The organism is Peribacillus huizhouensis, assembly GCF_014138605.1.
Lineage (GTDB): Bacteria > Bacillota > Bacilli > Bacillales > DSM-1321 > Peribacillus > Peribacillus huizhouensis.
In genome coordinates, this window is the sequence record NZ_JACJHX010000008.1 from 189,492 (window position 1) to 200,595 (window position 11,104).

The window sequence follows — 11,104 nt, forward strand, 5'->3', positions numbered from 1 at the left end:
ATTTATGCTGTCCGTTTTAGGGGAAATAAATGCGATAGCCCCACCAACAAAAAAAGAAACCTTGAAAGGCATGAATAGCCAATCAAGGTTTTTAATTAATCTAATATTTTTTTTGCTATTTCTAAACAATCGTTATAACTTCTTTTAAAGTCATAACCAAACATTTTTATAAAAGCAGCTTTAATTTCATTTGCCACTTGATTAACATCACTAGTTAGAGCTAAGACGTCATTAATTAGTAATATTTCTTCTTCATACTCATCATCTGGTGCATGCAAAAGAAGTTTCATAGGATCCCACTTATTTATTATTCGTTTTGTCTTACTCATAGCTTAGTAACTCCTTTTATTTTCCATAAAATTGATTAATAGCATTTCTATTGGTTTTTTATATTGGTCTTTTCCGTACGCCGTTTGTAGGACACCTTTTTTATTAAAGATAGCTACTTCATCTTTTGTTACATACATAAAATTATTGTTTCCATTACACTTTTTAATATTTGAACCTTGAAAGTCAAATAGCCTATCAAGGTTCAAATATTATCCACTATGAACTTCAAAACAAAAATATCCAAATGCTAAGTCATCGTCTTTTAATTGCATTTTTCTTTTAGCATAATCAAATAACCTCGGTAAAAGCGTACCTAAATAATCACGATATTTTTCTAGCGAGAGCTTATAACTCTTTACATCGTTGTGTTGACATAGAGGATACAGTATTTTACCCATCTCAAATTGCTCTGTAGACACAGTTGGATAATGTGCATCTAAGCAATCTAAAATATGGTCTTTTAGTGCTTTTTTATCGAACTGTTCCCTACATTCCAAATAAAACATAAATTCTTCGAATTCTATCTGCATATTAATCTTTTCATTAATATAAAATGGATTAATTCTTATATATTCTGTCGTTGATTTGGATTCAATTATCTTTTCTAAAATACCGTTTAAATCAGTAATTGTTGGATATAATCTGGATTTACCGCTATTAATTGTTGTATATTCATAGATTATTTCATTAATTTTGCCTTCTTTTTTTATTATCATTACATCACCACCTATTTCGAAAAATCAGGATCAAATCTCCAATTTGATATAGTTAAATCAGAAACTTGTATTACCTTCCCAGTACCATTATCTACTGCTACATAGTGTATATTATCTTTATAGTAAACTTTTTTTGTATATTTGTTTACCGCACTAGCCGTCTTATATGGTTTATTTATCACTTTTGCTATGCTTTCATTTGTCCAACCACGTTACCACTATCTCCATTCTTCGGTTATGTCTCCTTCGACTTCTAAACCAGCTATACGGGCAGCTTCAGTAATAAATTCATATAGTTCTTCTCTCTCCATTGTCTGAATAAAGTAACCGTATTTGTCATTTAATTCATTTAATTGAATTACGACTTCTTTAACATTTTCCAGTATTTCTCCCTTTTTTGGCTTAACTCCAAATTTTTTAAAATTATTAATAAAGGAGTCAAGAAATCTTTACCACGCAATTCGCGAGCCAATATCATTATCATTGATTCAACCGCCGCTTTACTTGCTACGTAAGCACCGTAATTATACAAAAAAGTACCCTATTGGTAGACTTTTTTTGGTGTCTACTTAATAGGGCACATTGTAATAAGAAATTTGGTTTTTTTTATTAAACATTTACGAAATTTCAAATGATTTTACATATTCATTTGCTTGAATGATGGTATCGTAAATTAAATCTTCTGTTACCAGGATTGGTTCACATAACAAATTTGATTTTGTTGAATTTTGGGCAATGATGCTTATATTTTCTTCTGTAGGTTCAATCCCTAGACTCTCCAATGTAAGCGGCAGCCCTATCTTTAAACAAAAATTCACAACTTCCTCAATTTCACTCAAAGGCCTATTCTCCATTATCAATTGACATATAATCCCGAATCCAACTTTCTCTCCATGAAGCGATTTATGACTTTCTTTCAACGCTGTTAAACCGTTAGCAATGGCATGAGCTCCGGCAACACCAGTATTTTCAAAACCTAATCCGGACAAGAGCGTGTTTACTTCTACTACGTCTTCAAATGCCTTTGTACAAATTTTAGACTCTGCAGCTTGTTTAGCCTTCAGCCCATCTTCCATAAGGATTCTATAGCATGATTTAGCGATAATCATAGCTAATCTTGTTCTTCTGCACCCGCTCCCGTCTTTATTCATAAATATGTAATTGCTACTATCAGACCATTCATTTGCTCTAGCTTCATAATAGGTGGCTAATGCATCAGCCATACCAGAAACAAGATACCTGACCGGAGCATTAATCACAATATCTAAATCAACCAAAACGAGATCTGGATTCCTATCATACCATCTTGCATCACTATGCTGCCCATTTTCTTTATAAATTACAGAAAGAGCGCTGCAAGGCGCATCTGTAGAAGCTGTTGTAGGCATAATAATCAATGATAGTTTCGCATCAGCGGCAACTCCTTTAGCCACGTCTAAAGTCTTTCCGCCACCAATGCCCACAATCACTTCTGCATGTTCAAGATTTGCTATGTCTGTCACTCTTTTTATTTCATTTTCTGTTACTTCACCATTAAAGCGAACAACATTAATTTCATAGCCTGCTTTTTTATATAAATTATTTAAAATCACTTCATACTCCTCAAAAAAGAAGGAATCGACCAATGCAATGACTTTCTCTCCGAATCTGCCAGTGTATTCAGTTAAAGAATGTAACAATCCTTTTCCTTGAACGTATTTATTAGGTGAACCATATCCTCTGACAGGATGTGTAACCATAACCACATGAATCACTCCCTCTTATACTTTCCTGAGAAAAAGCAGATGGATATATAGTTTAAAAACCTTAGTCCTTGACTATGTTTCAAAGCTAAACATCAACATGTGCTCTTTAAATGTCTACAATATTTAATTCTTTTTCACTCTCTATAGGGGAACCCAGCTTCCGGACCTGATGATAATAACCGTAAATCTTTTGCAAACTTGATTAAGCAAGAAGCAAGTAATCGTAATTCACTAGATACTTTAGCCAAGTCATCAAAATTCTGTGCAGCATCAAACAAGTTTTCACGGAGAGAAAGTTGCAGACCGGTAACATAACCTAGTTTCTCAACTACTACTTTCCGATACTTTTCAGGTGCACCAATACCTGAACCAATCACCGTTCCACCTAAGTTTATACGGGAAAGATCTTCAATGGCCTGTTCTAGTGAACCTAATCGTCCTTGAGCATAGCTGCATAAGCACTAAATGTATCGCAAAGCCGAATTCTCATACTATCTTGTAAACATGTACGAGAAATGGTTGAAATCGGCATAAATTCTTCTACCTTGACCTCCACTGCTTCTATAAGATTGACAATTCCTTTAGATAATGGTTTAAAACTTAGAATAATCCCAATCCGGGTTGCGGTGTGACAGACATCTAAAGCGGATTGTGAAGCGTTTACATTATCTACGGGATGAATGTTCAGGTCGTTTTCTCCTGTTTCCATGAGTACTTTATTAGCAAAATTAGCAATAACCTTATTTACATTCATATTTGTTCCTATCCCGACACCTCCATGCTATTAATCAACAGGGAATTGTCTAGGATCAATATCAGTTATGACTTCATCACAAGCCTTAATGATCGCGTACATTTGTTTTGCATCTTCCTGGCCTTAAACTCATATTTATCTATACAAGCCCCCTCCTTACCCTGCTTAAACGTAAAAGTTAAATCTTTTTCTTTTAGTGAGATATGTTCATAATGCGAATATTGTGTTCACAATAAGAATATACACCGATTATATACACGATTATCGGTTCAGTCAAACAGAAAATTCCGAAATTTATTAATTGTTCTGAAATTATGGTCCTCTTATTCGGAGGGCCCGTGCAAGTATGGAAAGATTGAGGGATACAACTCAAGAAACAGTTTTTTTGAGTGTACCTAAACATAACAACACCCTTACCATTGATCAAATTGATCCCCAACAAAGCGTTCGTTTAGTTGATTATGTTGATGCTATACTTCCGCTCCATTGTACTTCTAACGGAATGATTTTCTTAGGATATCTTCCTAAGAGTGAATTAGAAAATTTACTCCACCGCCCGTTAGAACAATGTACTCCAAAGACTATTACGTAAACGCGGGTTTGAAATTGCCTTAGAAGAACTGGATGAAAGTGAAAATGGGATTTCAGCTCCGATTGTAGATATGAAAAATAATCTTATTGTATTTGTTAGCGAATGCGGTCCTAATTAAATAGGAACCCCATCTTTTGGTACCACTTTAGTACTCATCCTGTCCCACCTCACTTCTAATAATATTATCAATTTTTTATCCATCACAAAATATATGACGAGCTACAAAAAAATTTCCGCTTCTCATATTTTAGCTTCATAACAATTAATCCTGTTTTTCTTTTACTTGTTCATGGATCTTGTGAAGGGCTTCAATAGATAGTTTACCAAGAGATTCTCTGATTTCTTCTTCAATCAATTTCCGGTTACTCTCCTTATATTGATTCCACCATTCTCGAAGACCCTCCGTATCATCAATAATGTAATCAATATCTAACTCTTCGTTTTCTTCATCTGATAGATAGTTCAATAGGGATGCTAACATACGTGTTAAGTTATCAATTGCATCCTTATCTTGCTGATTATTATTTGGTATTTGAACATTTTTTTCCGTATTTAACTCTTCGGTAGACTTAGAAGGTTTTTGTGGCATGGTTTCACTCCTATTTATCCTTAATAATATTTATTAGTATTACCATTAAAACCCACCCAAATTCCCTTGGAAACTAGATCTAATATTGCTTGATAAACGATCATAGAATTGAGTCTGTTTTGAAAGATTGATAAAACAAGCTCTTAATATTTTTTTACTGACTCTTTTATGTGGTTTTGTATGTTTTATAAATTACATACTGAGTTTCCAAAGATCGAAAAGATCATTGAAGTTTTCAATCGTGGAGGAAATGTCACGTTTGATGATGTGAAAGAAGAGCTAATTAAGGAAAACTTATATCATCAGTTGCAAACGGATAAGGAGCAAAAAGAAAAAGAGAACGAAATGGCTTTGTTGCTTGGACAGGCCTTTGAACAAAGTGGCGCTAATGAAATGTTTATGCAAATAGGCAATGAGTTCCGTCAGATGCAGCAAGAAATAAATCGTTTATCTCAATTAATAGAAAAACAAAATAAAACAAAATCGCTTGAAGATAACAGATTAAATACGCTCCAGGAGGATAATGAAGCTTTAAAAGGATTGGTTAAAGATTTAATTAGCTCAGATAAAAATTTAAAAGATACTTTTAATGTTTATATACAGGAACAAAAACAGGAAGAAGCTCATAAAAGAACAGAATTAGAAGATAAATTACAGTTAATTGAGGCTCAACTAAGCAGTCAAAAGAAAGAGCAGAAAGGGTTTCTATCAAAGTTTTTTGGATGAAGTAAAACGAAGGGGACATTGCGAGAAGGCTTCCATCTTGGGTTGGAAACCTTTTTTTATTTCAGTACATTGAAAAGATCACCAAAAGGGTCTTCTTCTTGAACCGATGTCACCCATTAGCCTAATAGGAGGTACCGCCAGCGAAACGCGGATTAACAACGCTAAGGGATGTAGAACGTAAGAATTCATTGATATGACAACGTTAAGGGAACCTTCCTAATGTCCATATGTCAAAAAGTCCCTCTATCAAACGAAATATTGCATAACTTGAATACAGGCTTTTTGACATAATGAATTCAATGGATATTAGGCTTGTCATAAAGCACACTTTTTGAAAGACTTGCCCTAAACTCAAGTGGCTCAAGGGATACAGCTTATTAAACCTTTTCGGGGCGTTGTGCAAAAACACCCAATTAGGTTAACGAAGGGTCCCTCTAACTAAAAAACGTCCTTCTCTGAGGAGGACGCTGGTATATCTTTTCATATTTTAGATATTGCGTGTTGGAGTTCAATAACAAAAACAGTAGTATAGTAAGTTTCACATGTCTTACTATACTACTGTTAACTCAAAACAAATATTATAATTAATTATTTTGGGTTTGGATTGTCTTTTAAGAATCGCAATAATTTTCCATAGTCTGTTGTTTCGTATATCAATCCCTTACTATCAAACACAAAATAATTGTATTTTGATTTATCTATTTTCAAATAGGGGACAACTTCTTTTGCATATTCATAGTCTTTTTCTAAAGTTATGCTATGAATATAATTAACTAATCCTAGATCTTCTTCCAATTTAACATCCACTTCATAGTCCCCAACAGAATATATAGAGTAAGTACCTTTTACTGAAGCCAAATCCTTATCAGTAGGTTTAAAACATCCTGATAGAATACACACTATAGTAACTAAAAAGATAATACTCGATGTGAATTTCTTCATGTTTATCACCCTCTTTGTTGGATTTCAACTTAGTTGTTTACGTATTCGAAGGATTCAAGTAAATTAATAAATTCCTGCTCGGTCAAGAATTCATTATCTAATGTATTTAAATATACATTTTCATCATTATATTAGCGTATTTGTTTATATTTTACAAATATTCTTTATATTGTATATAATTACTTTTTAAGAGGACTACCAGGGGTATGGAAACGATTCTGGATTTCAGTTCTACAGGGGATTGACCTTTTTTATTAGTTTGAAACTTTCTTAACGTTGTAAATCCGCATTTTCCTGACGCTACACCTAATAAACTAGATTAAAAAACTCCTCTTATTTTATTTTAAGAGGAGTTTACATAATCATTTTTATTGGTACTAGAAAAGGATCTTCATTCGAAGATCCTTTTCTAGTACTTTAAAATATGCGAAATCTTGTGTAATTACTGTATTAATATGAAAGGGGATAAACTAATGAACAATAAAAAGAAGTAGTACTATTTAACAATATATACTGGGCATGTGGAATGTTGCACAACATAATGACTGACACTTCCTAGAAACATTTCTTTCAATCCACTTAATCCACGACTTCCCATAACAACAAGATCGGCATTGTCCTGCTTAACGAAATCCACGATAGTATTAGCAGGTCTTCCCTCCACTATGAATGTTTCTGTCTTGTTTGGCAGGGCTTTTAATTTTCGTTCTACTTCACTGAGTGATTCTTTTGCTGCTTCAAGTTGAGCTTCAGTAACGGGATCGCCATTACCGTAGTAATAGATGGTACCATGTACATCAATGACAGTGATAACATTCAATTCGATATTTTCCTCATGTTTTGCTAGTGCTATGGCCGTATCCAATGCCTTCTTGCTTAATTCAGAATTATCATACGGAACCAAAATTTTTGAGCAAACATTTAACATATCTTTCATCCTCCTAAAAACAGTTATATACTTCTCTTATTATATACCATATTTCGTTTATAATTATTTAAAAATTTAGAATATTTTTTAAATGTTATAGAGAAGAATTCTTTTTAAGAAATAAGGGTTCGAAACTTCCGAAACATGTTAAAACGATCTATGATACCTTGTCCCCTTTTATCAACGATATAGCTGGCTGTGATTATTACATACATTGGGATAAAAAGAGAAGAATAATAGCTATATTTTTCAAGCTACAAGATATGAATCATTTGAATAGGAATAATAAAGTCATTAAAATTCACTTATAAAAACGTAAAAGGAGACACTACTTAAATTGTAGTATCTCCTTTTAAAGTTCTTTAAAAAGATTAAGTTCAGCTTTACTTCTGAAATTAAAGCAGATAATAAAGTTGTTTATTTCCTTGTGGAACTAGTCGAGTAGAAGGGAACCTCTCTACCTAGCGGTAGATTGTGTTCCTCCCCCCTCACAGAACCGTGCTTGCGCTATTTACGCACACGGTTCCTCCTAGTCACCATTCACAAAATATAGCTAATCTCTTCCGTTCAGATTTTGCTAATTCTGCTATCCTTAATAGTTTTGTTTCCATTTATTATCCCTACCTCTGCGTGTAGTAAATGTGTCCCTAGTAAGGGTGATAACTTGGTAGCAGCCTTTCCTCCATCGGCATTACCCAACTTCATTGGTACTACGCTGCTATCCGACTCCCTACAACGGCATTTGGCTTCCTTGCTTATTATCGCTTGTACACCATACTCAAAGAAAAGACCGGTAGGGTCTTCCCGAGTTGCCGTATCATATCAATGTGTGACGTGCCAAGGTCTCTGACTCCAGAGAGGTTTTATCCTTCTTGCCTTTAACGATGGATAAAATGTAGATTTCTGCTGTGCTTAAGGCATCAGCCCTCTCGATTTACTAACATTATGGAGCTCAATCCCTTCAACCATTTGGCTTTCGGCCCGCCACCTAACTGTCTACGCTTAAAGGCTAATGTTACCATTAGCCCTCCAAGACTCGCTACGAGTGAATGGCTAGTTCTTTCTCGACGGGAATCCCACCCGCTATATGATACGACCTAGGCTCGGCCGCACAAGCACCCGTTACTTTAAGTACAATGCTTCACAATCATGCTGAAAATTTTGTTGTCTCATAACAAAAGCCGCCATTATGTCGTCGTATAAAAATCTAAGTTTTATTTTAGCACCCGTTAATGGAATAATATTTTTACCTGCATAGAACCGTCCCTTACCTCCCAATAAACTTTATTAAATCTGTACACTGAGTTTACAAGACTTTAATAGTCAGATGATATGATTGGTTTACCAACGATGAGGAGGCAGTATAAATGATTGTGCGTGCAATATTTATTGATATGGATGGTACACTACTAAAGGCCTCAAACAACATTTCCAGCCGAAATATGGAAGCCATTAATAGGCTCATTAATCAGGGAGTCAAGGTTTTTCTAGCTACTGGTCGACACTATGAAGTAACCGCTCCCTACCATAAAGAAATTGGATTACAAACTCCAATGATCTGTTTGAATGGTGCCGCTATTCACGATGCAGAAACAGGAAGAGCTATGCAAATGAAAACCGTCCGACTGAACGAAGAACGATTCCACCAGCTGACCGCTGAAAATTCTTATAATGTTATTATCCATACAGCAAATGGGCTTTATTGTAAGGAAACAAATGAAGAAATCGATTATTGGACAAAAGTTGGGCAAATTCCGCCACGTTATATTGGAGATTTAAGACAGGCATATTATCAAGATGTTCTTAAATATAGTGTTCGAACAGGTGCACCAACACCTGAGTTATCCTCTTTGTTTAAAAAGGAAGCAGAGGTCATCAATTGGAATGACGGGTTTGAAATGGTTGCTCCTAATGTTTCCAAATGGTCTGCTATAAAAAACTTACTTCACGCATTTCGAATTAGTCCAAGCGAAGTCGTAGCCATTGGAGACGGACCCAATGATATAGAGATGCTTCGTCATGTCGGTACTGGCGTGGCAATGGAGAACGCTAGCGAGGAGGTTAAAGCAGCAGCTGATTTTGTTACAGGACACCACGAAAATGATGGATTGGCTGAGTTTATAGAAACTTATCTTCATAAATCATATAATTCAGTGATTTAGAGTTATTTTAAAATAACTTTTCTATCATCAGATAGTGTATCTTTATTTGAACATTTTCATTTATGTTGGTTTTTAACAGTATCAACTGTTTCGTAATTGCCGATTACTCTCAATTATCAATATTCGCACCCTTTAATGCAATAAAAAAATAACCTCTATTAGCTGGTGTAGTAAAAAAGCATTACTTCTTATTGAAGTTATGCACCTGTTAGTTCAATAAAATCAGTTTAATACATCTCATTTATTCATGGTTAAATATAATACTTCATATGCATCTGGTGACTTTAATATCAAATGGGAATATGTAATTAAACTTAATCCAATAAACTCTTCTTCATCCTTTTGAGTAATTTGTTTTACATCAAATTGAACTGGTAAAAATACAAGATAATTGCCCGCAATCCTTGACCACAAATTCTGCAAGAACTCAATGTCTTCTACACTTATTATTTTTGTGGACGGCTTGATTTGACCATCCCACCAGAGAATAGTACACTTTTCCGTTCCATATACTTTTTTTATAAAATCAAATATGTTAAACAAAATTTCTTTGTTAGGTTCTCCTGAAGGATTTTCAATTAACACCATTAATTTAGCTTTTTCTCTTGTATTTTGTTCTAAACCGATAATATCCAAAAAACCTTCACATGAATTTGTCACTTTTATTACCTCGCTTCAATAAGTAATGCACCCCGTTAGTTCAACAAGAGAAATTAGATGAAACTTTGGTCATTTTTTATTCTCATTCACCTAACCCTTTTTCAATCCTTTTTCTATCAACTTCTTGTACCCAATCATAGTATTTCTCATAAAGTGGACGTATCTGGTCTGCTTCACGTGCTATGACTTCGCACCCTCGGTCGTCGTAAACAAAGAAAATAATGTCTTTTGTGATGTTCACAAAGAAAACATCAGGATAATCAATGGCGTATCTCCCAAACTTTGGTTTCAATGGAAAATCCTCATTACTCGCTGCCTTAAGTAATTCATTTACACGTATGTCTTCTCTTTTACATAGCAAGGAAAATTGTTGCATCTCAAATTCTTCTGCTTCGTCCAACTCGAAGGGATAAGGGTAAGTCTTCACCTGAATCCGATTCAAATTATTTTTACACTTCAGAAACGGTTGGTATACCTTCAGTTTTTTTGTACGTTTCTCTTTTGTTTTGTGCTTATATACATTCGTTACAAAGAACAAGTCGTCGTTTTGCTCAAACAATTCATTAAAAATTGTGGAGGTTTGCTTATATACTAGACGAAATCGTTCAAGATTGAGGTCATCATTTTCTTTGAATTGATAGATTTCCCCACCAAGTGAAAAGTGGATGCCGATGTCCCATTGATAATAAATGCTTGGGACTAATTCGACAGTTGGAAACCTTCCATTAAGATAGTCCATTATGTTCATTTACTCATTCTCGCTTTCGTTTACATCGAATTCAAGATATCCGAAAAAGATTTGGATTTATATACATAAATAGTTGACGTGATAATAATTATAGCATTTCATCTTAAACTAACCTGACCCGTTAGCCATCCATGAAGCGCAAAAATCAGCGCTTCACCACAGAGAATGAAAATGGTTTAGAACCGTCAATACTGATTCTACGGCTGGGAGAG

At 34.4% G+C, this 11,104-nt stretch carries 13 protein-coding genes and 3 pseudogenes; 3 read left to right on the forward strand and 13 right to left on the reverse strand.

All coding sequences use genetic code 11. The features are described 5' to 3' along the window. Positions 1-95 precede the first annotated feature (95 nt). From HNP81_RS14090 to HNP81_RS24330, 8 genes and pseudogenes are all read right to left on the reverse strand, one after another. Positions 96-329 carry a DUF1871 family protein gene (locus tag HNP81_RS14090; RefSeq protein WP_182503057.1) on the reverse strand — a complete coding sequence of 78 codons (234 nt, stop codon included), beginning with the start codon at positions 327-329 and terminating at the stop codon, positions 96-98. Between the two features lie 210 nt (positions 330-539). Beyond that, positions 540-1,046: a hypothetical protein gene (locus HNP81_RS14095; protein WP_182503058.1), complete on the reverse strand. Its 507-nt coding sequence runs from the start codon at positions 1,044-1,046 to the stop codon at positions 540-542. Positions 1,047-1,057: 11 nt separating this feature from the next. Then, positions 1,058-1,246, reverse strand: a pseudogene (locus HNP81_RS24695) (colicin E5-related ribonuclease); the annotation flags it as partial. Between the two features lie 18 nt (positions 1,247-1,264). After that, positions 1,265-1,489: pseudogene (locus tag HNP81_RS24450) on the reverse strand (hypothetical protein); the annotation flags it as partial. 2 nt (positions 1,490-1,491) lie between these two features. Beyond that, positions 1,492-1,569, reverse strand: a pseudogene (locus HNP81_RS14105) (3-ketoacyl-ACP reductase); the annotation flags it as partial. Between the two features lie 94 nt (positions 1,570-1,663). After that, the gene (locus HNP81_RS14110; protein WP_182503084.1) at positions 1,664-2,785 is read right to left on the reverse strand and encodes a glycerol dehydrogenase; all 1,122 of its coding nucleotides are present in this window, start codon (positions 2,783-2,785) and stop codon (positions 1,664-1,666) included. 140 nt (positions 2,786-2,925) lie between these two features. Then, positions 2,926-3,168 carry a lyase family protein gene (locus HNP81_RS24325; RefSeq protein ID WP_312859684.1) on the reverse strand — a complete coding sequence of 81 codons (243 nt, stop codon included), beginning with the start codon at positions 3,166-3,168 and terminating at the stop codon, positions 2,926-2,928. A gap of 53 nt (positions 3,169-3,221) precedes the next feature. Then, positions 3,222-3,545: a lyase family protein gene (locus tag HNP81_RS24330; protein ID WP_182503060.1), complete on the reverse strand. Its 324-nt coding sequence runs from the start codon at positions 3,543-3,545 to the stop codon at positions 3,222-3,224. A gap of 346 nt (positions 3,546-3,891) precedes the next feature. Here HNP81_RS24330 and HNP81_RS14125 point away from each other — a divergent pair, with 346 nt between their 5' ends. Then, complete coding sequence (locus HNP81_RS14125; protein ID WP_182503061.1) at positions 3,892-4,137, forward strand: IclR family transcriptional regulator domain-containing protein; 246 nt, start codon at positions 3,892-3,894, stop codon at positions 4,135-4,137. 262 nt (positions 4,138-4,399) lie between these two features. Here the strand turns inward: HNP81_RS14125 and HNP81_RS14130 are convergent, their stop codons facing one another. Continuing rightward, a complete protein-coding gene (locus HNP81_RS14130) occupies positions 4,400-4,726 on the reverse strand; it encodes a hypothetical protein (RefSeq protein WP_028390788.1) in 327 nt (108 codons plus the stop codon). A 180-nt stretch (positions 4,727-4,906) separates the two neighbouring features. On the opposite strand from HNP81_RS14130, the gene HNP81_RS14135 reads away from it, so the two are divergent. Then, complete coding sequence (locus tag HNP81_RS14135; RefSeq protein WP_182503062.1) at positions 4,907-5,452, forward strand: hypothetical protein; 546 nt, start codon at positions 4,907-4,909, stop codon at positions 5,450-5,452. A 588-nt stretch (positions 5,453-6,040) separates the two neighbouring features. Here the strand turns inward: HNP81_RS14135 and HNP81_RS14140 are convergent. Together HNP81_RS14140 and HNP81_RS14145 are read right to left on the reverse strand one after the other, a co-directional pair. Beyond that, the gene (locus HNP81_RS14140) at positions 6,041-6,394 is read right to left on the reverse strand and encodes a hypothetical protein (protein WP_182503063.1); all 354 of its coding nucleotides are present in this window, start codon (positions 6,392-6,394) and stop codon (positions 6,041-6,043) included. Between the two features lie 496 nt (positions 6,395-6,890). Next, positions 6,891-7,322, reverse strand: a complete 432-nt coding sequence (locus tag HNP81_RS14145) for a universal stress protein (protein ID WP_028390785.1) — start codon at positions 7,320-7,322, stop codon at positions 6,891-6,893. A gap of 1,367 nt (positions 7,323-8,689) precedes the next feature. Here HNP81_RS14145 and HNP81_RS14150 point away from each other — a divergent pair. After that, positions 8,690-9,484, forward strand: coding sequence for an HAD family hydrolase (locus tag HNP81_RS14150; RefSeq protein WP_182503064.1), 795 nt, complete (start codon positions 8,690-8,692; stop codon positions 9,482-9,484). Positions 9,485-9,721: 237 nt separating this feature from the next. Here HNP81_RS14150 and HNP81_RS14155 read toward each other — a convergent pair whose 3' ends face one another. Further along, positions 9,722-10,144, reverse strand: a complete 423-nt coding sequence (locus HNP81_RS14155; protein WP_182503065.1) for a hypothetical protein — start codon at positions 10,142-10,144, stop codon at positions 9,722-9,724. Between the two features lie 82 nt (positions 10,145-10,226). Next, complete coding sequence (locus HNP81_RS14160) at positions 10,227-10,892, reverse strand: DUF3885 domain-containing protein (protein WP_182503066.1); 666 nt, start codon at positions 10,890-10,892, stop codon at positions 10,227-10,229. Positions 10,893-11,104: the final 212 nt, after the last annotated feature.

What these genes read in the sequence shown, in the direction of transcription:
- HNP81_RS14090 (WP_182503057.1), bottom strand. Translation starts at nt 329, where the DNA reads ATGAGTAAGACAAAACGAATAATAAATAAGTGGGATCCTATGAAACTT.
- HNP81_RS14095 (WP_182503058.1), bottom strand. Translation starts at nt 1,046, where the DNA reads ATGATAATAAAAAAAGAAGGCAAAATTAATGAAATAATCTATGAATAT.
- HNP81_RS14110 (WP_182503084.1), bottom strand. Translation starts at nt 2,785, where the DNA reads ATGGTTACACATCCTGTCAGAGGATATGGTTCACCTAATAAATACGTT.
- HNP81_RS24330 (WP_182503060.1), bottom strand. Translation starts at nt 3,545, where the DNA reads ATGAATGTAAATAAGGTTATTGCTAATTTTGCTAATAAAGTACTCATG.
- HNP81_RS14125 (WP_182503061.1), top strand. Translation starts at nt 3,892, where the DNA reads ATGGAAAGATTGAGGGATACAACTCAAGAAACAGTTTTTTTGAGTGTA.
- HNP81_RS14130 (WP_028390788.1), bottom strand. Translation starts at nt 4,726, where the DNA reads ATGCCACAAAAACCTTCTAAGTCTACCGAAGAGTTAAATACGGAAAAA.
- HNP81_RS14135 (WP_182503062.1), top strand. Translation starts at nt 4,907, where the DNA reads ATGTTTTATAAATTACATACTGAGTTTCCAAAGATCGAAAAGATCATT.
- HNP81_RS14140 (WP_182503063.1), bottom strand. Translation starts at nt 6,394, where the DNA reads ATGAAGAAATTCACATCGAGTATTATCTTTTTAGTTACTATAGTGTGT.
- HNP81_RS14145 (WP_028390785.1), bottom strand. Translation starts at nt 7,322, where the DNA reads ATGTTAAATGTTTGCTCAAAAATTTTGGTTCCGTATGATAATTCTGAA.
- HNP81_RS14150 (WP_182503064.1), top strand. Translation starts at nt 8,690, where the DNA reads ATGATTGTGCGTGCAATATTTATTGATATGGATGGTACACTACTAAAG.
- HNP81_RS14160 (WP_182503066.1), bottom strand. Translation starts at nt 10,892, where the DNA reads ATGAACATAATGGACTATCTTAATGGAAGGTTTCCAACTGTCGAATTA.